Origin of the sequence: Amycolatopsis echigonensis, from assembly GCF_002846615.1 — a bacterium.
In the GTDB taxonomy this organism is placed as follows: Bacteria; Actinomycetota; Actinomycetes; order Mycobacteriales; family Pseudonocardiaceae; genus Amycolatopsis; species Amycolatopsis echigonensis.
This window is the reverse complement of the sequence record NZ_PJMY01000003.1, coordinates 2305546-2325856: the sequence shown is the minus strand read 5'-3', so window position 1 is coordinate 2325856 and position 20311 is coordinate 2305546. Positions and strand designations below refer to the sequence as shown.

Annotated in this window: 22 protein-coding genes and 2 pseudogenes; 12 read left to right on the top strand and 12 right to left on the bottom strand. The window is 69.2% G+C overall.

Features of this window, described 5'->3' with window-relative positions; all coding sequences use genetic code 11:
* Positions 1–52: 52 nt before the first annotated feature.
* Positions 53–775, top strand: a complete 723-nt coding sequence (locus ATK30_RS15680) for a Clp protease N-terminal domain-containing protein (protein WP_101436225.1) — start codon at positions 53–55, stop codon at positions 773–775.
* Positions 776–826: 51 nt separating this feature from the next.
* Here the strand turns inward: ATK30_RS15680 and gndA are convergent, their stop codons facing one another.
* The gene (gndA, locus tag ATK30_RS15675; protein WP_101436224.1) at positions 827–2263 is read right to left on the bottom strand and encodes an NADP-dependent phosphogluconate dehydrogenase; all 1437 of its coding nucleotides are present in this window, start codon (positions 2261–2263) and stop codon (positions 827–829) included.
* Between the two features lie 56 nt (positions 2264–2319).
* The gene (locus ATK30_RS15670) at positions 2320–3237 is read right to left on the bottom strand and encodes an MBL fold metallo-hydrolase (RefSeq protein ID WP_101436223.1); all 918 of its coding nucleotides are present in this window, start codon (positions 3235–3237) and stop codon (positions 2320–2322) included.
* Between the two features lie 283 nt (positions 3238–3520).
* Between ATK30_RS15670 and ATK30_RS15665 the strand changes: the two genes are divergently transcribed.
* Positions 3521–4375: a helix-turn-helix domain-containing protein gene (locus ATK30_RS15665; protein ID WP_101436222.1), complete on the top strand. Its 855-nt coding sequence runs from the start codon at positions 3521–3523 to the stop codon at positions 4373–4375.
* Here ATK30_RS15665 and ATK30_RS15660 read toward each other — a convergent pair.
* Positions 4335–5489 (bottom strand): glycosyltransferase, encoded by a 1155-nt coding sequence (locus tag ATK30_RS15660; RefSeq protein ID WP_101436221.1) that lies wholly within the window; start codon positions 5487–5489, stop codon positions 4335–4337. The genes ATK30_RS15665 and ATK30_RS15660 overlap by 41 nt on opposite strands.
* Positions 5490–5609: 120 nt before the next feature.
* Between ATK30_RS15660 and ATK30_RS15655 the strand changes: the two genes are divergently transcribed.
* The gene (locus ATK30_RS15655) at positions 5610–6458 is read left to right on the top strand and encodes an SAM-dependent methyltransferase (RefSeq protein WP_167441921.1); all 849 of its coding nucleotides are present in this window, start codon (positions 5610–5612) and stop codon (positions 6456–6458) included.
* Between the two features lie 245 nt (positions 6459–6703).
* Here the strand turns inward: ATK30_RS15655 and ATK30_RS15650 are convergent, their stop codons facing one another.
* Entirely contained in the window at positions 6704–6940 is a 237-nt protein-coding gene (locus ATK30_RS15650) for a hypothetical protein (RefSeq protein WP_101436220.1), read from the bottom strand.
* Positions 6941–6944: 4 nt separating this feature from the next.
* Positions 6945–7148, bottom strand: coding sequence for a hypothetical protein (locus tag ATK30_RS15645; protein ID WP_101436219.1), 204 nt, complete (start codon positions 7146–7148; stop codon positions 6945–6947).
* 275 nt (positions 7149–7423) lie between these two features.
* Here ATK30_RS15645 and ATK30_RS15640 point away from each other — a divergent pair, with 275 nt between their 5' ends.
* The 3 genes and pseudogenes from ATK30_RS15640 to ATK30_RS45615 all read left to right on the top strand — a co-directional run bounded on the left by ATK30_RS15640 (position 7424) and on the right by ATK30_RS45615 (position 9279).
* Positions 7424–7684: a DUF397 domain-containing protein gene (locus ATK30_RS15640; protein WP_037712143.1), complete on the top strand. Its 261-nt coding sequence runs from the start codon at positions 7424–7426 to the stop codon at positions 7682–7684.
* A 307-nt stretch (positions 7685–7991) separates the two neighbouring features.
* Positions 7992–8710 (top strand): annotated as a pseudogene (locus tag ATK30_RS47280) (amidase family protein).
* Positions 8707–9279 (top strand): amidase family protein, encoded by a 573-nt coding sequence (locus tag ATK30_RS45615; protein ID WP_208637351.1) that lies wholly within the window; start codon positions 8707–8709, stop codon positions 9277–9279. The pseudogene ATK30_RS47280 and the gene ATK30_RS45615 overlap by 4 nt, the downstream one beginning before the upstream one ends.
* On the opposite strand, the gene ATK30_RS15630 is transcribed toward ATK30_RS45615, so the two are convergent.
* Positions 9238–10074, bottom strand: a complete 837-nt coding sequence (locus ATK30_RS15630; protein WP_244194623.1) for an alpha/beta fold hydrolase — start codon at positions 10072–10074, stop codon at positions 9238–9240. The genes ATK30_RS45615 and ATK30_RS15630 overlap by 42 nt on opposite strands.
* Before the next feature lie 75 nt (positions 10075–10149).
* Here ATK30_RS15630 and ATK30_RS15625 point away from each other — a divergent pair, with 75 nt between their 5' ends.
* Positions 10150–10686: a CGNR zinc finger domain-containing protein gene (locus ATK30_RS15625; protein WP_208637350.1), complete on the top strand. Its 537-nt coding sequence runs from the start codon at positions 10150–10152 to the stop codon at positions 10684–10686.
* Here ATK30_RS15625 and ATK30_RS15620 read toward each other — a convergent pair.
* The 3 genes from ATK30_RS15620 to ATK30_RS15610 are packed head-to-tail and all read right to left on the bottom strand — an operon-like array spanning position 10662 to position 13436.
* A complete protein-coding gene (locus ATK30_RS15620; RefSeq protein WP_101440857.1) occupies positions 10662–11513 on the bottom strand; it encodes an oxygenase MpaB family protein in 852 nt (283 codons plus the stop codon). The two genes, ATK30_RS15625 and ATK30_RS15620, sit on opposite strands and share 25 nt — an antisense overlap.
* Position 11514: 1 nt before the next feature.
* Entirely contained in the window at positions 11515–12093 is a 579-nt protein-coding gene (locus ATK30_RS15615; RefSeq protein ID WP_101436216.1) for a TetR/AcrR family transcriptional regulator, read from the bottom strand.
* A complete protein-coding gene (locus tag ATK30_RS15610) occupies positions 12060–13436 on the bottom strand; it encodes an amidase (RefSeq protein WP_101436215.1) in 1377 nt (458 codons plus the stop codon). The genes ATK30_RS15615 and ATK30_RS15610 overlap by 34 nt, the downstream gene beginning before the upstream one ends.
* Before the next feature lie 177 nt (positions 13437–13613).
* On the opposite strand from ATK30_RS15610, the pseudogene ATK30_RS15605 reads away from it, so the two are divergent.
* Together ATK30_RS15605 and ATK30_RS15600 are read left to right on the top strand one after the other, a co-directional pair.
* A pseudogene (locus tag ATK30_RS15605) lies at positions 13614–14136 on the top strand (DinB family protein).
* 38 nt (positions 14137–14174) lie between these two features.
* A complete protein-coding gene (locus tag ATK30_RS15600; protein WP_101436214.1) occupies positions 14175–15203 on the top strand; it encodes a D-cysteine desulfhydrase family protein in 1029 nt (342 codons plus the stop codon).
* Here the strand turns inward: ATK30_RS15600 and ATK30_RS15595 are convergent.
* A complete protein-coding gene (locus ATK30_RS15595) occupies positions 15181–15864 on the bottom strand; it encodes a DUF998 domain-containing protein (RefSeq protein WP_101436213.1) in 684 nt (227 codons plus the stop codon). The two genes, ATK30_RS15600 and ATK30_RS15595, sit on opposite strands and share 23 nt — an antisense overlap.
* Positions 15865–15923: 59 nt before the next feature.
* Positions 15924–16688, bottom strand: a complete 765-nt coding sequence (locus ATK30_RS15590; RefSeq protein WP_101436212.1) for a protein phosphatase 2C domain-containing protein — start codon at positions 16686–16688, stop codon at positions 15924–15926.
* A gap of 311 nt (positions 16689–16999) precedes the next feature.
* Between ATK30_RS15590 and ATK30_RS15585 the strand changes: the two genes are divergently transcribed.
* Entirely contained in the window at positions 17000–17209 is a 210-nt protein-coding gene (locus tag ATK30_RS15585) for a hypothetical protein (RefSeq protein ID WP_009071860.1), read from the top strand.
* Positions 17209–17742, top strand: a complete 534-nt coding sequence (locus tag ATK30_RS15580; RefSeq protein ID WP_101436211.1) for a Clp protease N-terminal domain-containing protein — start codon at positions 17209–17211, stop codon at positions 17740–17742. The genes ATK30_RS15585 and ATK30_RS15580 overlap by 1 nt, the downstream gene beginning before the upstream one ends.
* Here ATK30_RS15580 and yczE read toward each other — a convergent pair.
* On the bottom strand, positions 17739–18380 hold the full coding sequence (yczE, locus tag ATK30_RS15575; protein WP_101436210.1) for a membrane protein YczE: 642 nt from the start codon (positions 18378–18380) through the stop codon (positions 17739–17741). The genes ATK30_RS15580 and yczE overlap by 4 nt on opposite strands.
* Before the next feature lie 61 nt (positions 18381–18441).
* On the opposite strand from yczE, the gene yczR reads away from it, so the two are divergent.
* Positions 18442–19881: a MocR-like transcription factor YczR gene (yczR, locus tag ATK30_RS15570; protein ID WP_101436209.1), complete on the top strand. Its 1440-nt coding sequence runs from the start codon at positions 18442–18444 to the stop codon at positions 19879–19881.
* The last annotated feature ends 430 nt before the right edge of the window (positions 19882–20311 follow it).

Below are 20311 nucleotides of genomic sequence, written 5' to 3'. Positions count from 1 at the left end.
CCTGGTCAACCCAAGGTTGACGGAACCTGATCGTCAACCTACAGTTGACGACATGACCGACTCAGTGAAACTCGACGACCTCATCAGCGCCATCAAGGCCAACAACGAAAAAGACGCCCTCGCCCAGCTCACTGACGCCGTGTACGTCGGCCAGCATCTTGGCGACGTCGCTGACCACCTGATCGGCCACTTTGTCGACCAGGCACGGCGCAGCGGGGCTTCCTGGACCGACATCGGGGCCAGTATGGGCGTGTCCAAACAAGCCGCCCAGAAGAGATTCGTTCCGAAGAGCGACGATTCCTCCGGCGGAATCCAGCGGATGTTCGGCCGCTACACCGACCGGGCGCGGCACGTTATCGTCGCGGCTCAGAAGGCGGCCGTCGAAGGCAAAAGCCCCGGAATCGACACCGTGCACCTGCTTCTCGGCCTGCTCTCCGAGCCGGATGCGCTAGCGGCGGGCGCGATTGTCGCCCAGGGGGTGACGCTGGAGGCAGTGCGGGAAGCCGCCGAGGCGCGGTTGCCGGAACCGGTCGACGACGCGCCGGATCCGGTGCCGTTCGCGCCTGCGGGCAAGAAAACCCTGGAACTGACCCTGCGCGAGGGCCTGCGGCTCGGGCACAACTACATCGGCACCGAGCACATCCTCCTCGCGCTGCTGGAACAGGGCGAGGGCGCGGGCTACGAAGTCCTTGCCGCACTGGGGGTCGACAAGGAAAAGGCCGAAACGAAGATCAAGGAATTCCTCGCGGAAATTCTCAGCACGGTGCAAAAATGACGAGAAGGGCTCTCCCCGGCACGAGGGGAGAGCCCTTCCGCGGCACCAAAATCAGGCTTCGACCTCCGACAGATCCCCGGCCCACAGGGTGTGGAACGAGCCCGGACGGTCGACCCGCCGGTAGGTGTGCGCGCCGAAGAAGTCGCGCTGTCCCTGCACCAGCGCGGCCGGCAGCCGGTCCGCGCGCAGGCCGTCGTAGTACGCCAGTGCGGTCGAGAAGCCGGGCGTCGGGATGCCCAGGCGGACCGCCGTCGAGATCACCGAACGCCACGAGTCCTGCGCGTTTTCGACCGCCGCCCGGAAGCCGCCGGACGTGAGCAGCGTCGGGAGACCCGGCTCCGCGGCATAAGCGGACGTGATGTCGTTCAGGAACTTCGCCCGGATGATGCAGCCGCCGCGCCAGATCGAGGCAACGCGGCCCAGGTCGATGTCCCAGCCGTACTCCGCGGCTCCGGCCTGGATCTGGTTGAAGCCCTGCGCGTACGCGACCACCTTCGACGCGTACAGCGCCTGCTCGACGTCGTCCGCGAAGGTCTCCAGCGCGGCACCGGTGAGCGGCGTGCGCGTCGGCCCGCCCAGTCCGCGGGCCGCCGAACGCAACCCCGTCGACCCGGACAGCGACCGCGCGAACACGGCTTCCGCGATGCCGCTGATCGGCACGCCGAGGTCGAGCCCGATCTGCACGGTCCAGCGGCCGGTGCCCTTCTGCTCCGCCGCGTCCTCGACGACGTCGACGAACGGCTTGCCGGACGCGCCGTCGACGTGCTTGAGCACCTGGGCGGTGATCTCGATCAAGTACGAGTCGAGCCGTCCGGTGTTCCAGGTGCCGAACACGTCGGCGATCTCGGCCGGGGAGTAACCCGCCGCACCGCGCAGCAGGTCGAACGACTCGGCGATCAGCTGCATGTCGGCGTACTCGATGCCGTTGTGCACCATCTTGACGAAGTGCCCGGCCCCGTCCGCGCCGACGTGCGTGCAGCACGGTTCACCGTCGACCTTCGCCGAGATGTCCTCGAACAACGGGCCGAGCGACTCGTACGACTCCTTCGACCCGCCGGGCATGATGCTCGGCCCGTGCAGCGCGCCTTCCTCGCCGCCGGACACGCCGGTGCCGACGAAGTGCAGGCCGCGTTCGCGCAGCGCCTGCTCCCGGCGGCGGGTGTCCGCGAAGTGCGCGTTGCCCGCGTCCACGATCACGTCGCCGGCCTCGAGCAGCGGCGCGAACTCCTCGATGACCGCGTCGGTCGGGCCGCCCGCCTTCACCATGATCACGATCTGCCGCGGCCGCTCCAGCGCGTCGACGAACTCCTGCGCGGAGTACGCCGGGATGAAGTCGCCTTCGTCGCCGAACTGCTCGACGAGCGAGCGGGTCCGCTCCTCGGAGCGGTTGTGCAGGGCGACCGTATGGCCGTGCCGGGCCAGGTTCCGCGCCAGGTTGCGGCCCATGACCGCGAGGCCGGTGACCCCGATGCTCGCCTTCTTGCTCATCCGAAACCTTTCCGAAAACCTCTGCCGGATTCCGAGCCTAGTCATCCAACCGGTGCTCACGAGAAGCAGCGGATCGGGCCCCCGTTCCAGGCCAGCATGTCCTTCAGCGGAGCCACCAGATCGAGTGGCGCACCCCACTGCGCGCCGTCGAGTTCGGCGTACGCCCGATGCAGGTTCCCGGCCAGCCGCTCCTGCTCGGTCAGCTTCGCGAACCCGCCGAGGTCGGTCGCCTTCGCCTGCTCCAGCGGCGAGCGTCCGGCCGCCTTCCCGGTTTCCGCCGCGCGCTGGACGAACTCCAGGTAGTCGTCGACCGCGTCCACCGCTTCGAGCCCGCACGCCGGGCCGTGGCCGGGCAGGATGACCGCCGGGTCGAGTTCGCGGATCACGTTCAGCGCCGCCCGCCAGCCCGCGACCGAACCCATCAGCGCGAACGGGCTCCCGCCGTTGAACACCAGGTCGCCCGCGTAGAGCACGCGCTGGTCGGGCAGCCAGACCAGGACGTCGTTGGTGGTGTGCGCGGCGTGCCCGGGGTGGACGAGGTCGATCCGGGTGTGTCCGGCGTAGAGGGTGACCGTGTCGTCGAAGACCAGGTCGGGCACGCGCAGTTCGAGGTTTCCCCAGTCGCTGTCGGTGAAGACGCCCTCGTACCGCTGGATTCCGTCGGCCAGCAGCGTCTCGCGAGTCTTGCGGTGGCCGACGACGGTGGCGCCGCCGACCAGGTAGTTGCCGTTGGTGTGGTCGCTGTGGTGATGCGTGTTGACGAGCGTCGTGACCGGGCCGACGGCGTCGCCGACGGCCGAGAGCAGAGCGCGCGTCCGTCGTTCGGTCGCACACGTGTCGATAAGCACAGCGTGCCCGTCGGCATCGACGAAGCCGCAGTTGTTGATGAACCAGGAACCGTCGGGCTGGACGTAGCCGAACGCGCCGTCTGACAGCTGTTTGACGCTCGCCGCGCCAGGGGATCGATCGATCACGCCGCCACTATGCCGCCCGGACCGCCGGCGTGGGGCATCGGCGGCTCAGCTGTGCCCGGAAGTCCCCTGTTAGTCCGGATGGAGTAGCCGGGATGTCCGCGGCACCTGGAATACACTGCTCCGGCAGGGTGACATGCCGGGTGACTGGCGTTCTCGCGCATTTCCTGAAACGCTGCCGGGTGTCATCATCGAACCCCGTTGGGTCGCAGTGGCCTGGGTGGTTCGTAGTTCGCGGTCCGGCGGAGAGCCCGTCGGCAGTAGTGGTCCAGGAGAGCAAGGGGAGATGGCGAGCACCGTCACCTCGCGCCGCAAGCAGCTCGGCAATGAGCTCCGGCATGCTCGAAACGCCGCGAAGATGACGCAGCAGCAAGTCGCCGAGGTCCTCGGCTGCACCCAGGGCAAGGTCAACAAGATCGAGTCCGGTGCGGTGGGGGTCAAGCTCGGAGATGTGCGGACCATGCTGAACGCGTTCGGGATCAACGGCGAAGAGGCCGACACTCTGATGAACCTGGCCCGCGCCGCGGCCGGGCAGCGCGGCCATTGGTCCGGCTACCGGTCGGTGGTGCCGCATTGGTTCCGCACCTTCACCGACCTCGAGCCGGCCGCCGCGGAGATCCTCACCTGGCACGGCGAGCGCGTGCCGGGGCCGCTGCAGTCCGAGCACTACATGCTCAAGCAGTTCACCGAGGCCGGAGCCACCGACGTCACGTCGCTGGTGCGCAACCGGCTCGACCGCAAGGCGGTGTTCGATCAGCAGCAGCCGCCGTACTACCGGTTCATCATCAGCGAGGGCGCGCTGCGCCGCGCGCCCGGCGGGTTCGCGCCCGCGGTGATGCTGGACCAGGTCGAGCACCTGCTCGCGCTCGACCGGCACCCGCGCGTTTACGTGCACGTGCTGCCGTTCAGCGCGAAGCTCGCCGCGGTGCCCAACGACTTCACGATCATGCGGTTCCCGGACCGCACGCGCGACTTCGTCTACATCGAACACTCCGCGGGCGGGCTGTACCTCGACGACGTGAAGGACTTCAACATCTTCGTGGACTCGTGGGACCGGCTGCGCGGTGCCGCCTTGGAGCGGGCCGAGACGCGGCAGTTCCTCAAGGAGCTGGCGGAACACTACCGCGCGCAGATGTCGTGACCAGTGCTTCCAGCACCGGCACGGTTTCCTCGGCCGCGGGCAGCGCGTTGATCTCCGCTTGCCCGCGTTGCGCTGCTTCGCGATAGGTGGCGTCGGCGAGCATTTTCGCGGCGGCTTGGCAGATTTCGTCCGGAGTGGACGTTTCCGGATCGAGTGCGCGGCCGACGTTCAGCGCGGCGCAGCGCCGGGCGTTGCCGGGCTGGTCGGCCCCCATCGGGAAGAGCAGCGACGGCAGACCGTGCGAGAGCGCGCCGATCACGCTGCCGGACCCGGCGTGCGACACCATCAAATCGGTGCGCGGCAACAGTTCCGCCTGCGGTACGAACCGTTCCACGCGGACGTGCGCCGGCTGCGGTCCGAACTCGGCGGGGTCGATCTGGGTGCCGACGGTCGCGGTCACGTCGGCGTCCAGCTGGCCCAGCCCGGCAAGTGCGCGCTCGATGAGGTCGCCGGACTCCAGGTTGAAGTTGGTGCCGAGGGTGAAGTACACGTGCGGTTTCCCGGCGGGCTGGCGGGGCGCGACCGGATCTCCCTGGCGGAACGAGAAAGTGCCGGGCGGCAGCGGCGAGCTGGGGTCGCGAAAGGACGGTGGCAGCGGCGAAAGCACCTGGCCGCGGGTCAGCATCTCGAGCCGCGGGTCGTCCGGCAGGCCGTGCGCGGCGCGGGCTTCGGCGAGCGGTTCGGCGATGAGTTCCTTGCGCAGCAACGTTCCGGCGGCGAGCACGAGGACGGTGGCGCACGGCAGGCCCAGCACCTCGGCGGCGATCGCGGCGGAGAAGTCCACTTCGTCGCGGACGATCAGATCCGGACGCCAATCGCGGGCCAGCTCCAGCAGCACCGGCACGCGCTGCTGGGTCGCGCGGCGGGCGAACAGTTCCCGGATTTCCCAGTCGTCGCGCGCCGGATCGACCGGCGGCATCGGCTGCCGTACCGCCTCGACCTCGCGCGGCGCGCTCGTCGCGAAGGTCGTGAACCCGGCTTTGGCGAGCGCTGGCACGTGCGAACCGCCGCCGGCGACCGCTACGGTGTGGCGGCGCGCGGCGAGCGCTCGCGCGACCGGAGCCATCGGGTCGAAGTGGCCGCGACCGCCGACGAACGAGAACAGGATGCGCATCCACTGCAACCTAGTGGCCCGGAGACACCGGAGTCGTGGGATTTTCGGGCGGTTGCCGGGGTCGGCGGCGCGCGACGGCGGCGAGTGGGCACACTGGTACCCGCACGGAAGGGGAAGCTGATGACTCAGGCACCGGATCCGGAAGCCCCGGAGGGCGTCGACCTCGATCGGCCGAACGCGGCGCGGATTTACGACTGGTTCCTCGGCGGCACCGCGAACTGGGCGATCGACCGCGAGTTCGGCGAACGGGCGGTCCAGACCTTTCCGATGATCAAGACCATCGCCAGGGCCGGCCGGGAGTTCCTCGGCCGCGGCGTGCGGTACATGGCCGAACAGGGCATCGACCAGTTCCTCGACATCGGCTCCGGCGTGCCCACGGTCGGCAACGTGCACGAGATCGCCACGTCGGTGAACCCGAACGCACGCTGTGTTTATGTCGACAACGAACCGGTGGCGGTCGCGCATTCGCAGATCCTGCTGGAACGCGAGGGCGTCGCCGACCGGCACGCGGTGCTGCAGGGCGACCTGCGCAACCCGGCCGACGTCTGGCCGCGCGCGCTCGACACCGGCGTACTCGACCCGAAGCGCCCGATCGGCCTGATCATGGTCGGAGTGCTGTACTTCATCGGCCGCGACGAACCGGCGCTGGAGATCGTGCGGAAGTACCTGTCGCTGCTTCCGTCCGGCTCGTACTTCCTCTCCTCGCACCTGACCGACGACGGCGTCCCGACCGACGACGGCGAACGCCGCGACGCGATCCACAAGCAGTACCAGCAGTCGAGCACGCCGTTCCACTTCCGCACGCGGGCGGAGTTCGCGGAGTTCTTCTCCGGACTGGAACTGGTGGAGCCCGGCATCTCGTGGGTGTCGGCCTGGCACCCGGAGGCAGGCGAATCGAGCGCGGGCGACCGGATGGCGGACGACCCTTCGTTCAGCGGCGGGATTTGCGCTCTGGGCCGCAAGCCCTGACGCCCGCTCACTGGTGCCCCAACGTGGCCTTGGGTGCGTCTGACGCACCCAAGGTGGCGTCGGGGCGTTTGGCTCGCGCCTGCGCTTCGCCGCTTTCAGCCGAGGGCACTGCGGTCGCGGGCGGGCGAGGGGATGGTCTAGACCGGCATAGTGGTCTGGACCTCCACGGGACCCGAAGCCGGACACGAAAACGCTCCCCGGGGGAAGGAGTTCCGGGGAGCGTGGACGAAGCGGGCGGCGGCTGCTCAGCCGAGCCCGTGGAGCAGCGGTACTCGTGTCTCGCGACAGTGGCGGGTGGCGTGGACGGTGTCCGCTTGGCGCGGAGCCGGTACTTCGATCTCGGTGTCCACCACCATCGGGCTGCGCAGCGGGGCCTGGATCAGGCTGAACCCGAACCGGTTGCGCAATTCGTGATTGATCCCACCTCGGCCGCGAGTGTGTTCGTCCTCACGGCGGAAAAGCGTGGTGAGCCGGACGGCCATGGGATCACACCCCCAGTTCGGATAACGGGAACCGGCGCGGGTCGGCGTCGGCCGGATCGGGGTGGTTCGCGCTCGGCGGGTCAACGCCGGGCACCAGGGAAACCGCTTCGTTGCGGCGTCTCCGCAGGGTCGTCGCAGCACCTGGACCAGCATCGATTCCGGGAAGGCCGGCGGATTGGCTCGCCAGGCCGAACGGGTCGGCTCGCATCCGCACTCCTCCCGATGTCTCGCGGCTGTTCCGCCGCCCGGGCCGGGTGCCCGGGCCGGTGCTGTCGGTGCTGGGCGGAATGACGCAAGCCATTCACCCACCACTGACGCCCCGATCGCTGCGATTAATCCTACTCCTGGAATAATCTTCATGTCGAGATCGGGTCGAGTTGATCACCCGCTTGGCCCTGCGGTTTGCTCCGTAGTGACGCAAAGAAGCCGGGGGACGTGCGCGACGACGCACGCCCCTGCACAAGGCTCGGAGGTGGACGACCCATGGCGGATTATCCGTCGCCCCAGGATTACGACCCGGACACGGCGGAGTCGCTGTTCGCGGCCGCGGCCTGGGCGAAGTCGTTCGCCAGCGAGCCCAACGGCGGAAACTGTGTCGAAGTCAACCTCTCCCGTCCCGGCCTGATCGGGGTGCGCGACACGAAGCTCGCGGCGAGCCCGGTTCTGGTCTTCGACCGTGGCGAGTGGGACGCCTTCCTTGTCGCGGTCAAGGCTGGTCAGTTCGACCTGCCGCCGAGCGAGTAGTCCACCACGGCGAGGTCTCAACGGAGAGCGATTCGCAAACAGTCACTCGATCGGGTGGACCACGGAGGACCCTGGTTACCGTGGGTGGCGGTGGTTGTGGGCTTAATGCCGGGTTGGCAAGGGTCGCCAGCCGAGTAGGTTGAGCAGCCGGCCCCGCGGAGCGCGTCATGACCCCACACCACTACCTCTCCGCCGAGGGAGCGCTGCGCCTTTTCCGGACCCGGCAGCTGTCTCCGGCGGAGCTGATGCGGGCGGTCGTGGAACGGGCGGAGGGGTCGAGCCGGACGTCAACGCCTTCGCCGAGCAGATGTTCGAGCAGGCGCTGCGGGCGGCGGCCGTCGCGGAGAAGCAGTACGTGCCCGGCGGCCGGCCGAGGCCGCTCGAAGGACTGCCCATCGCGGCGAAGGAAGAACAGCCCCTGGCCGGGCGCCCGGTCACCGACGGCACCCTCCTGCGCCCGCCTCGGATGGCGCGGGGAACCGCGATCGGGCTCAGCCGGATCCAGGCGGCAGGCGGGATTCTGCACGCTCGCACGACGACGTCCGAGTTCTGCTGCATGCCGCTGTCCCACACGCGACGCTGGAGAACCACGCGCAACCCGTGGAACCTGCAGACCGCGGCGGGCGGCTCGTCCGGCGGTTCGGCGCGGCGCTGGCGGCCGGGACCGCCTTCCTCGCCACCGGATCGGACATCGGCGGTTCGCTCCGCGCGCCCTCGTCCTTCACCGGCGTCGTGGGGTTCAAACCGCCGCACGGCCGCAACCCGGTCCTCCCGCCCGCCGGACTGGACGCCTGCTACCACCACGGCCCGATGGCCCGGATCGTCGCCGATTGCGCGCTCCTGCAGAAGGTCATGGCGGGCGAGGATCCGCACTCGCGGCTTCCCCCGGCTCGGATCGAACTGGGCGACGTGCGTGGACTCCGTGTCGCGTGCTGCCCGGTGCCCGGCGACCTCCCGGTGGACTCGGAGGTCGCCGCCAACACCCGCGCCGTCGCGCACCGCTGGCGTCGGCCGGTGCGGTGGTGACCGAGATCGAGCTCGACTGGACGCTCGACCTGGTCAAACAGGCCCTGTGGGCGCACTTCGGGACCGGTTTGGCCGCGGAGGTCCTGGAATCGGACCGGCAGAACCCGGGCGTCCTCACCCCGTACTGCCAGGCTTTCGCGCGCAAAGGCGTCGAGAACATTGTGGACACCGAAACTGGCCGCGCAGTGGAAGCGGCGATCCGGGAACGCCTCGACGCGGTGTTCGCACGCTTCGACGCACTCATCGTGCCGACCATCGGTGCCACGGCTTTCGGTGCTGGCGAGGGTTACCTTTCTGCGCAGGTCGTGGTCAATGGTGTTGCGCTGGAACACTTTTCGGACCCTTCGCTCACCCCGGCGTTCAACGTCGGCAGCGAGCATCCAGTGCTCGCCGTGCCGTCCGGTTGGGCGAGCAATGGCGTGCCGACAGGTGTCCAGGTGGTCGAGGGAAAGTATGCCGATGAGACGACGTTCCGGGTGGGTGCGGCGATCGAGCAGATCGTGGGCGCGCGTTTCGCGCGGATTTCCTTAACGGGCCAGGAATTCCCGAAGATGCGCCACGACCTGTGAGGGCTGTTCCTCGGGGAGGAAGTGTCCGCAGTCGTCGAGGCCGATGCCGGTCACGTCGTGCGCGTAGTCGCGCCAGATCTCGTGCGTGGGCAGGCTGCCCAGCAAGCCGGACTTGCCCCACATCGCCAGTACCGGCTGGGTGAGGCGTTTCCCGGCGGCGTAATCGGCGTCGTCCAGGTCGGCGTCGTCCGGGAAGGAGGCGCGGTAGTCGTCGAAACCGGCGCGGAGCGCGCCGGGTGCTTCGAAGGCGCGCACGTACTCGGCGACGTCCTCGGCGGGCAGTCCCTGCCGCTGGAAGGTCCAGCGCTCGAAGAAGTACCCGAGGTAGGCGGCGATGTTCTGGCCGGCCAGCAGCTCCGGCAGGTCTGGCTGGAGATGGAAAAGCCAATGCCAGTACGCCTTCCCGAGGTCGCGGTCGAGGCGGTGCCACATCTCGCGCGTCGGTGCGATGTCCAGCACGGCCAGGCGCTCGACCTGGTCCGGACGGTCGAGCGCCCACCGGTGCGCCACCCGTCCGCCGCGATCGTGTCCTGCCACCGCGACCCGGTCGAATCCGAGCTGCTCGGCCAGCTTGGCGACGTCGGCGGCCATCGTGCGCTTGTCGTAACCGGTGCGGGGCTTGTCAGTGCGCCCATATCCGCGCAGGTCTGGGGCGATCACGGTGTGCGTCTCGGTCAGCGGTCCGGCGACGCGGTGCCAGCAGTGCGACGTCTGTGGCCAGCCGTGCAGGAGGAAGAGCGGCGGGCCCTCGCCACCGCGGAGGTAGTGCATGCGCAGGTCGTCTACTTGGGCCATCGCTGCTTCTAACCGGCTCATAGGGTTAGACGGTAGCGCGGGTTCTCACCGGTTTCAACGGTTAGAATGAGCGATATGGATTGGGTGTTCAACGCCGGACGGCCGTGTCTGCACCTGGTGAACACGCTGCGCTCCCGGCATCTCCCGGAGGGCATCGAGTTGCTCACCGGCCCGGACGCACTTGCGGAATGGCTTGAGCTGGCCGGGTTCGGCCGCCTGTCGGTGACCGCCGCCCAGGTGGCGTCGGCGAAGGACCTGCGCGAGGCGGTGAACCGGCTGCTGACCGCCAAACCGCTGGCCGCCGATGTCCGGCTGGTCAACGACGCGCTCGCCGCCGCTCCGAAACCCGACCGGCTGCGGTTGAAGGACGGTGTGCTGCAGCGGGAAGCGTCCGCTCCCGAAGATCCGGTGGCGACGGCGTTTGCCGTGTTGGCCGCTGACGCTGTCGACCTCGCTACCGGCGTGGAGGACATCCGAATCTGTGCAGCGGACGACTGTGGCTTGCGGTTTGTCGACACCTCGCCTCGTCGGACTCGGCAGTGGTGCTCGATGTCCCGCTGCGGGAACCGCGCGAAGGCGCGCGCGCATTACGAGCGGACGAAGAACCGGTAAGCCCACGGGTGCGCGCGCAGCCACACGTTCAGTTTGCCGATCGCTCGCATGTGGACGGTGCGCACCGATGGCGGGAGCACGGTGCCGAGCATTCTGGTCGCGCGGCAGAAGCGGGCGAACTTGCGCGCGTCCTCATCGGTCCATTGCAGACTAAGGCGATCCCGAAGTTCGGGCGGCAAGGTCGCGCGGATCAGGAACATCTGCGCGCGTGAGTGTCCCTTTTGGAGTTTCGACCACCAGTGGTCCGACATGCGGGAGAAGGGTTTCCGCACCGTGTCGATGGTCTCGAACAACGTGCTGATCGTTTCGTTCGGACCGAACCCGGCGATCATCTCCCGGTAATAGCGTTCGAATTCCGGCCAGGTCGGCGGCAGATCCCGCTCGCGCACGCCGAGGATCCGGCCGATGCCGCACATTTGCGCGTAGTACTCGTCAAGCTCCGAAGCGGACATCGGACGGCCGAAAAACCGTTGCGCGTCAACGGGTGCCATCACCAAAGTCGCATGCACCCACGCGTACGCGCCAGGATCGAGCGCGCTGTAGCGACGGCCGTTCGCGTTGCCGGTGAATGAGCGGTGCAGTTTCCGCAACCGCTCGGCCTCGGCTTGCGCGCCCTTTGTCCCGCCGTACACATAGATCGACAGCGAGGCGCCGGTGCGCATCAACCGCGTCCACGGATCGTCGCTGTAGTCCGAATGGTCCCGCACTCCGGCCGCCACGACCGGATGCGCGACCTGCAGCACCAGCACCTGCCCCGCGAGCAGCAGATCGCGGAAGTCGCCGAAGTAACGCCAAGCCGCAGTACCGCGGACGATCGGCGGGGCCACGTCAGCCTCGCGCACCGTGCAACAGCATCATCAGCGGCTCCGCGGCCGGAACGTCCGTGCCGGTGGCGAGCCGTCGCAACTGCAGGCCGGCGATCAACGCGACTACGGGCCCGGCCACCCGCTGCGGATCGGGCAGGCCGAGCGCGGTGAGGATCGTGATGGCCAATTCGTCATACGCCGCAAAGCATTTCGCGGAAGCTTCATGCAGTCCGGGATCGCGCGCGGCTTGCAGGTACAGCTCGTGCGGCGCGAGTTCGTCCGTGCCGAACGGCAACTGCTTGATCACGTGCTCCACGACGGTCGCCGCTTGTTCGAGGCTCAGTCCCTGCGCCCGGTACCCCTCGACAATTCCCGCCAGCTTCGCCGTTTCCTCCTCGGCGAACAGCAGCATCGCCTCGCGCAACAGCTCGGTCTGGCTCGGGAAGTGATACGTCAGCGTGCCGAGCGAAACCCCGGCGGCGGCGACGATCCGCCGGTTGGTGAGCCCGCCGACGCCCTGCTCGCCGACCACCTTCAAGGTGGCGCGAAGGATCGCGTCGCGAGTGGTCACCACCCCGGCTCGGGACGTCGGTCCGGCCATCGCAGCTCCTCTTCCAGTTGCGCGGCAACGGAAATCAGCCGCTCCTCGGAATGCGACGGGCCGAGCAGCTGGGCGCCGAGCGGCAACCCGTCCGCGGTCAGTCCGGCAGGCACGTTCACCCCGGGCCAGCCCAGCACGTTCCACGGCCAAGCGTACGGGCACGCGGCGATCATCGTCTGGTCGGTCTGCCAGCCGGAAAGCCCGTCGAAGGACCCGATCGCGGGCGGCGGGGTCGCGGTGGTCGGCGTGAGCAGGACGTCGATGTCGCCGAACATCCCGCCGATCCGGCGGCGCAGCGCGGGTTCGAGGGCGCGGGCGAGTTTCAGGGCGGGCCCGGCGAGCAGGCCGCCTTGCTGGGCGTTGCTGCGAGTGCGCGGGTCGAGCGCGGCCGGCTCCGGGACGCGCTGGGCCCAGTCGCGCACGCCGGTGAGCGACCGCGGCAGGAAGGTGAGGCCGATCAGGCCGTATCCGGGTTCGACCGGCACGATCTCGTGTCCCAGCCCGCCGAGCGAGTCGGCGGTCTGCCGCACCGCTGCTTCGACCACGGGGTCGAGCATCGTTTTGGTGGCGGTGAAGGGAATGCGAGTGGAAATGCCAATTCGCAGACGTCCGGGTTCGCGTCGCGCGGCGGTCTGGAACGACGTGCCGGTGCCGGCGGTGACGTCGAGCAGAGTGGCCGCGTCGGCGACTGTCCGGGCGAGCGGGCCGAGCACGGTGAGGCCGTGGAACAGTTCGGCGCCGGTCGGGATCCGGCGGCGCTGGGTTTTGATCCCGACGAGCCCGGTCCACGCCGCCGGGATGCGCACCGAACCCGCCCCGTCCGACCCGAGCGCGGCGGCCACGATCCCGGCCGCCACCGCCGCGGCCGATCCGCCGGACGACCCGCCCGGCGTGTGCGCGGGCTGCCACGGATTGCGCGTCGCGCCGAAGGCGCTTCCCTCGGTGAACGGCCATTGGCCCAGCTCAGGGGTGTTGGTCTTGCCGATGATGACCGCGCCGGCCTGTTTGAGCTTCGCCACCGCGGGCGCGTCCGCGGTCGCTGCCGGGAACTCGCCCGGGCAGCCGAACGCGGTGGGCAGGCCGATGAGGTCGACGTCGTCCTTGATCGCCACCGGCACCCCGAGCAACGGCGCGCGATCGCCGTCGGCGCGGCGCTGATCTGCCTCGGCGGCCTCGGCGAGCGCGGCTTCGTCGCGCAGCACGCGGAACGCGTTGAGCACCGGCTGGCTCGCATGCGCCCGCTTGAGCGCGAGTTCGGTCAGCCGCACGGCCGTGACCTCGCCGGATTCGAGCGCGGCGATCTGGTCGGCAAGGGTCTGGAACTCCGTCGTAGCGGAAGGCATCGGCGGCTCCCCGTTCTCTCGTTCGCTCGAACGAACGTATCACGGTGCCGGCCGGGAAAGCACCCCTGACCGACCGGTTCGGGCATGCTCGTAGTCGTGAACGACGACTTCGCGAAGGAATACCTGCACAGCGATCTGCGAGAGATCCGGCAGACGATGCTCCGGAAGCTCGACGGGCTGTCCGAGTACGCCGTTCGCCGCCCGCTGACCTCGACCGGGACCAACCTTCTCGGCCTCGTCAAACATCTGACCGTGGCCGAGGCCCGGTACTTCGGCGAGGTTTTCGGCCGCCCGTTTCCTGAGCCGGTCCCGCGGTGGGACGACCTCGAACAGCGCGGTACCGACCTGTGGGCGACCGAGCACGAAACCCGCGAAGAAATCACCAGCCGCTACCAACGCGCCTGTGAACACTCCGACGCGACAATCGCCGCTCTCGACATCGACTCGCCCGGTCCACGTGCCTTGGTGGCCAAGGCCGGACGTGTTGCTGTTCAACGTTCTTGTCCACCTGCTGACGGAGACCAGCAGGCACGCGGGGCACGCCGACATCCTGCGCGAGCAACTGGACGGCGTAGTCGAAATGGACGCGGAAGCCATGGCCAAGCGCGGCCAGGACGCTGCCTTCTGGGAAGCCCGGCGGGCCGAAATCGAGCGGGCAGCCAAAGCCGCGGACCAAGCCACAGCGGGAAAACCTGCCTAAACTGCACGCCGTCAGCCCGGCCAGCGCACGGAGGATCGATGACGTTCGACTTCGCCCGGTTCCCCTCCTTCGCCGCCTTTCCGCGCGCCGGTCTGCACCACGGGCCGACACCGCTGGTCCCCGCTCCTCGGCTGGGCGAAGCGCTCGGCATCCCCCGGCTGCTGCTCAAGCGCGACGACGTCCACCCGCTCGGCGTCGGCGGCAACAAGCTGCGCAAACTCGACTTCCACCTCGGCGCGGCGCTCGCCGAGGGAGCCGACACCGTGATCACCTTCGGCGCGGTCCAGACCAACCACGGCCGCCAAACCGCCGCTGCGTGCGCGAAGCTGGGGTTGCGTTGCGAACTGGTGCTGACTGCCGAGGTGCCGCGTTCCGGCGACGCGTACGAGCGATCCGGCAACGTCCCGCTTGACCTGCTTTTTGGCGCGCGCGTGCACATCTCCGCGTCTGGGGAGGAATCGGCTGCGACGTACGAACGGCTGCTCGCCGAAGCAGCGGACGAGGGCCGGAAAGTGCGGACTGTCCCCGTCGGTGGGTCCGACCCACTCGGCGTTCTCGGCTATGTGGACGCCGCTCGCGAGCTGGCGGCCCAGTTGACCGATCTTGGCCTGGACCGCGCTCGCGTCGTCGGTCCGCATGCCAGCGGGGCCACGGCGGCCGGGCTCGCGCTCGGTACGGAGGTGCTCGGTGCGCTGGATCTGGACATCGCCTGCGTCAGCCACCCGCTCAACGAGGCTGTGGACAACTTGGCCCACCTCACGGCCGGGGCCGCGCAGCTGCTGGGGATCGACCCGCCGAAGCTGGAGCACGTGTGGATGAACGACACGACGATCGGCGAGGGGTACGGCATTCCGGCGTCGGGGACCTGGGAAGCGATCCGGTTGTTCGGTCGGACCGAAGGCGTGGTGCTCGACCCGGTCTACACCGGAAAAGCCGCCGCCGCCCTGGTGGAATGGGCGGCGGCGGGAAGGTACTCGCCGGAGGAGACCGTGGTGTTCGTGCACACCGGCGGGCTTCCCGGACTGTTCGGTTACGCGCCCGAATTCATGGCTGAGGCGCGGAAGTAACGAGCACCGCGGCGCGCGCGGTTTCGGTCCGCACCGCGATGCGCAGCAGGACCAGCAGCAGGGCGACGTTCGCGATCAAGGTGAGCCGCTGCGTCGCGCCCACCGGCAGCACCTCGGTGAGCACGTGGAACGGCCGCACCCCGGCTTCGTCGAGGCGGACGAACAGGAAGCTCACCGCGAACAGCCCGACCGCGGCGAGCCCGAACTTCAGCCAGCGCACCACGAACACGCGTTCCGCCGTGCCGCGCAATGGTTCCAACATCGTGATCGCCGCGCCGGGCAGGCTCGCGAACGCGATCAGGCACGAGTACAGGTGGATATCGCCGCTGAGCGGATTCGGGCTTGGCGGGTAACTGGCGGGAAACACCGCGGCGACCGCCAGCCCGAGCGCCCACAGCATGAGCAAAGCCTTGGTGCTGAACGTCATCGGCACGCCGCCGGCGATCAGCGCGCCGAGCACCGCGAGCGATCCGACTGCCACCGACAGCACGCTCGCTCCGAGCATGCCCTCTCCGCGGTCGGTGATCGTGTAGCTCGAAAGCGTGTCGTAGATCGGATCGTGCGAGCTGATGATGTGCAGCACGGTGATCGTGAACAGCCCCCAGGCGATCGCCGCGAGTGCGGTCAGGCGCCACCCCCGGACGCCTCGTGAGTTCCCCATGTAGCCAGATTGGCGGCTCAGCGGCGTTTCGTGATCAGGGAAAACCCCTGATTCAGCCCCTACCTCGCGAAGTCGGCGACGACGAGCACCTGGTCGTCATGGCGTTTGGCGCGCGGCCAGCGGACGGCGTGCGGATCGCCGTTTTCCGCGGCGCGGACTGCGTCCAGTACTGCTTCGGGGCCTTTGTTTTTGGCCAGCCGCAGGACTTCCGGCCAGTCGAAGAGGCGGTACTCGTCCACTCCGATCGCGACGCCGTCGGTGGCGATGAGGACGGCGTCGACTTCTGCGCGCGGCCAGCTGCGGCGTACTGCCCTGTGTGCCGCGGACGGATCGGCCTCGGCTACCCAAAAGCCGTCGGCTGCGTTGCGTCTGCGGCGGACGTCTGTGCCGGTTTGCAGGAGGCGGTTGTTGCGCAGGGAGATCAGGCGGTCGTCGGAGACTACGTCGGTGCCGAACTGTCCAAAAGCGACGATGGGGCTGTCGGCCAGGACCAGGGCTTCTACTTCGGAGTCGTTCCAGCGGAGGACGGAGACTGTGCTGGAGGGGGAATGGCCTGGGCGCAGGTCGTGGGCGTTGGCTACCGCGGTGATCGCGTTGGCCAGTGCGGCGCCGAGGTCTTCCTGTGGATGGGCTCGCAGTTCGTCGGCGAGCTGGTCGCGGAGCAGGGCGGCGTACCAGCCGCCGGGAGGGAGGTCGGGGCTGGGGGAGGTGGCGCCGTCGAGGACCAGGATGGCTTGGTCCAGGAGGGCGATGTGGTCTTCGGTGGGGCGGGGGTGGCCGTCGGAACCGACACCGGCTCGCTCGGCGGTCGAAATCTCGGGCACGGGGTGACTGTAGCTCGGTGGGGGGTCTCGGTCTGCTCGTCGCCTGGGGGCGACGTTGCAGGTGGGTGGTTGTTGCGTGGGGCACCCCGAAGCCGAGTGTGCTGACGGTTCGGGGGTGCTTGTCAAGGCGGGAAAGATGCCTTGACAAGCACCCCCGAACCGCAGGGAGGCTTCGTATCGGGGTGCGGGGGAGGGGCTGGGTGCCTCGATCGCGGGTGCGTCGGCTGCGGGTTGGGGGCGGCTGCATCGGTGCGGTTGGGCGATGTCAACCGGAGTTGACACTGATGGTGGTGTCAACCTAGATTGACGTCATGACGGAGGCGACGGATTTGGCCGCTCGCGCTGGTGATCGGGATCCCCGGGTGGGGCTTCGGGCGGTGGCGGCGCTGAGGCGGTTGCTCGAGCAGTTGGAGGCGGTGCAGGTGCGCAGTGCGCGCATGCACGGCTGGTCTTGGCAGGACATCGCGGCCGAGTTGGGGGTTAGTCGGCAGGCCGTGCACAAAAAGTACGGGAGGCATTGATGTTCGAGAAGTTCACGCACGACGCGCGGAGAGCGGTGGTCGAGGCGCAGGCGGCGGCGCAGGAAGCCGGGGCGCGTGAGATTTCCGCGGAGGCCGTTTTTGCTGGGCTGGCGCGGATTGAGGACGGCGAGGCCGTGCGGCTGCTGAAAGTCCTCGGGGTGTCGCGCGACGACGTCTTCGCTGAGCTTGCCCGTGTACGCCGACGTGGCGGGATCAGTGACGCCGATGCCGAGGCGCTCACCGAGTTCGGCATCGACGTTGATCAGATTGTCGAGCGGGTCGAGCAGACGCACGGACCGGGCGCGCTTGCTCAGGCAAGTCGGCCTGCGAAGCGCAATCACTTGCCGTTCACCGCGGAGGCGAAGGACGCGCTGCAGATGAGCCTGCGGGAGGCGCAGGATCTCGGCGACAAGCATCTCGGCCAGGAGCACCTGCTGCTCGCGCTGGTCAAACAGCGCGGTCCGGTGGCCGACTTCCTCGCGGCGCGCGGTATCGACTATCCGGCGGTCCGGCAGGCCGTCGGCAAGCGCTAATGCTGCTCTTGCTGGTGCGCCCCGGTGCGCCACGTGACCAAGGGGAGCAGCGCCTGGGTCAGCGGGCCGATGCTGAGGGCGTACAGCACGGTTCCGACGCCGACCGTGCCGCCGAGAAGCCAGCCCGCGGCGAGGACGAGCACCTCGATGCCGGTCCGGACCAGGCGGACGGACCAGCCGGTGCGGGCGTGCAGGCCGGTCATTAGCCCGTCTCGCGGTCCGGGGCCCAGGCGGGTGCCGACGTACACCGCGGTCGCGAGGGCGTTCAGGACTACACCGCCGACCAGCAGCAGGATCTGCCAGACCAGAACATGCTGGTCCGGCAAGACGGCGCGCACCGCGTCGACGGTCACCGCGATCACGACGACGTTCGCGACGGTGCCGATGCCCGGCCGCTGCCGTAGCGGAATCCACACCAGCAGCACGAACACCGACGCGATGGCGGTGACCGTGCCGAAGCTCAGGCCGGTGATCTTGGTGAGGCCCTCGTGCAGCACGTCCCACGGGTCGAGGCCGAGGTGGGCGCGGGTGAGCATGGCCATGCTCGCGCCGTAGAGCGCGAGGCCGGCGAGCAGCTGGACACCCCGGCGCGCGGGGGCTCGGCGGAGGCTGAGGGGACTGAGATCGGTAACTGCCACTTCTCCACTATTGGCGACAAGTGGCCTGATAAACCATGGCCAATGCGTGATAATTGGCCTTATGGAACCTCTCGGAGGACGCATCTCGGGACGGCGATTGGCCACATTGCTGGGGGAATGGCGGCAGCGTGGCTCCCGGCAGGGTGCGTCCGACCTCGCCGCGGCGGTCGAGTTGCACGTGCTCGACGGGCAGTTGCCGATCGGCACCCGGCTGCCCGCCGAGCGCGAACTCGCCGACGCGCTCGGCGTCAGCCGCACGCTCATCGGCGCGGCCCTCGACCGGCTCCGTGCGGACGGGCTCGTCGCCAGCCGGCGCGGGGCCGGATCGTGGGTGGCCGGGGTCGGAAACCGCGACGAGGCCGAGGCGGTCCGCGACGACCTTCTCGACCTCGCACGAGCCGCGCCGCCCGCGGTACCTGGGCTGATGGCCGCGTTCGACACCGCGCGGCGTGATCTGGCCGAGTACGTCAGCGGCAACGGTTACCTCACCGGCGGACTCCCTCGGTTGCGCGAACGGATCGCCGAGCGCTACACCGCGCGCGGTCTGCCGACCTCGCCGGACCAGGTGCTGGTCACGTCCGGTGCGTACTCCGCTTTCGTGCTCTGCCTGCGGATGCTGACCGGACCCGGCGACCGGGTGCTGCTCGAGCAGCCGACGTATCCCAACGCGATCGACGCCGTCCGCGCGACACACGCGCTGCCGGTACCCGTCGCACTCGATCCGGTGCACGGCTGGGATCTGCCCGGAATCGAGGCCGCACTGCGGCAGGCCGCGCCCCGGTTCGGCTACCTCGTGGTGGACTTCCAGAACCCGACCGGACTCCGCCTCGACGCGGCGGGTCGCGAACGGCTCGGTGGCCTGCTCGCCCGGTCGCGGACGCCGGTCGTGGTCGACGAATCGTTGGTGGAACTGGACTACGAGGGCGATCCGGTAGACGGTCCACCGCCGCTGGCCGCGTTCGCCGAGGATCTGGTGCTGACCGTCGGATCGGCGGCGAAATCGCAGTGGGGAGGGTTGCGGCTGGGCTGGATCCGGGCGTCGACGGATGTGCTGGACGGGCTGCAGTCCTCACGGTTCGCGGTCGATCTCGGCGCACCCGTGTTCGACCAGCTGGTGCTGGCGGCACTGCTGGAACCGGAGGGGTACGACGTGCTCGCCCGCCGCCGGACGGAATTCCGGGAGCAACGGGACATCACGATCGCGGCACTGCGCAAGTACTGTCCAGAGTGGACCTTCGAGGTGCCGCCCGGCGGATTGTCGGTGTGGTGCCGATTGCCGGAACCGATGAGCACGCGATTGGCGGTGTCGGCGGCGAATCACGGGGTGCAGATCGCGCCCGGGTCGAGGTTCGGGGTGCACGGCGGATTGGAACGCTGGCTGCGGGTGCCGTTCGGGCTGCCGCGCGAGCAGTTGCCGGAGGCGGTGCGGCGGGTGAGCGCGGCGGCGGCTTCGGTGCGCGGCTGCGCGGACGTGCCCGCGGAACGGATTTCGGTGACGTAGCGCGGTTCTTGCTCGGAAAAAATGAACAGCCGGTGCACCGGATGGGATCCAGCCACTCCAGGGAGGGTGGCGGTCACCTGTCCGGCGCACCGGCCGATCGTCCGAGGCGCTTCCCGGCACAGCCCCTCGAAGTGCCGGGAAGCGCCCTCGGTTCAGGCGGGCTTCGGTTGGCGCAGGCCCTCGCTCGGCGCGGTGAGCGAAAGCCTCCGGAGCACGCCCGTGGTGGGTCCCGGCGCCGCGGGGGCAGCGCGGCGCCGGGACCAGGACCCGATCCGGCCGGGCGCGGTCGGCCGGTCGGGAAGTGCGGTCATGGTTCAGCCCCTGGGTCGAAGTAGGACGAAGGGTGAGCCCGGCGCAGCGAACGGGCGCGCGCGATCAAGAAGTTGATCTTGAGACGGACGTGGCTCTCCCCGGATAACCGGTCGGGCGG

What these genes read in the sequence shown, in the direction of transcription:
- ATK30_RS15645 (WP_101436219.1), bottom strand. Translation starts at nt 7,148, where the DNA reads ATGCGAGCCGACCCGTTCGGCCTGGCGAGCCAATCCGCCGGCCTTCCC.
- ATK30_RS15585 (WP_009071860.1), top strand. Translation starts at nt 17,000, where the DNA reads ATGACGGAGGCGACGGATTTGGCCGCTCGCGCTGGTGATCGGGATCCC.
- yczR (WP_101436209.1), top strand. Translation starts at nt 18,442, where the DNA reads ATGGAACCTCTCGGAGGACGCATCTCGGGACGGCGATTGGCCACATTG.
- ATK30_RS15630 (WP_244194623.1), bottom strand. Translation starts at nt 10,074, where the DNA reads ATGGCCCAAGTAGACGACCTGCGCATGCACTACCTCCGCGGTGGCGAG.
- ATK30_RS15660 (WP_101436221.1), bottom strand. Translation starts at nt 5,489, where the DNA reads ATGCGCATCCTGTTCTCGTTCGTCGGCGGTCGCGGCCACTTCGACCCG.
- ATK30_RS15580 (WP_101436211.1), top strand. Translation starts at nt 17,209, where the DNA reads ATGTTCGAGAAGTTCACGCACGACGCGCGGAGAGCGGTGGTCGAGGCG.
- ATK30_RS15650 (WP_101436220.1), bottom strand. Translation starts at nt 6,940, where the DNA reads ATGGCCGTCCGGCTCACCACGCTTTTCCGCCGTGAGGACGAACACACT.
- ATK30_RS15595 (WP_101436213.1), bottom strand. Translation starts at nt 15,864, where the DNA reads ATGGGGAACTCACGAGGCGTCCGGGGGTGGCGCCTGACCGCACTCGCG.
- ATK30_RS15665 (WP_101436222.1), top strand. Translation starts at nt 3,521, where the DNA reads ATGGCGAGCACCGTCACCTCGCGCCGCAAGCAGCTCGGCAATGAGCTC.
- ATK30_RS15625 (WP_208637350.1), top strand. Translation starts at nt 10,150, where the DNA reads ATGGATTGGGTGTTCAACGCCGGACGGCCGTGTCTGCACCTGGTGAAC.
- ATK30_RS15655 (WP_167441921.1), top strand. Translation starts at nt 5,610, where the DNA reads ATGACTCAGGCACCGGATCCGGAAGCCCCGGAGGGCGTCGACCTCGAT.
- ATK30_RS15680 (WP_101436225.1), top strand. Translation starts at nt 53, where the DNA reads ATGACCGACTCAGTGAAACTCGACGACCTCATCAGCGCCATCAAGGCC.
- gndA (WP_101436224.1), bottom strand. Translation starts at nt 2,263, where the DNA reads ATGAGCAAGAAGGCGAGCATCGGGGTCACCGGCCTCGCGGTCATGGGC.
- ATK30_RS15600 (WP_101436214.1), top strand. Translation starts at nt 14,175, where the DNA reads ATGACGTTCGACTTCGCCCGGTTCCCCTCCTTCGCCGCCTTTCCGCGC.
- ATK30_RS15640 (WP_037712143.1), top strand. Translation starts at nt 7,424, where the DNA reads ATGGCGGATTATCCGTCGCCCCAGGATTACGACCCGGACACGGCGGAG.
- ATK30_RS15610 (WP_101436215.1), bottom strand. Translation starts at nt 13,436, where the DNA reads ATGCCTTCCGCTACGACGGAGTTCCAGACCCTTGCCGACCAGATCGCC.
- ATK30_RS15615 (WP_101436216.1), bottom strand. Translation starts at nt 12,093, where the DNA reads ATGGCCGGACCGACGTCCCGAGCCGGGGTGGTGACCACTCGCGACGCG.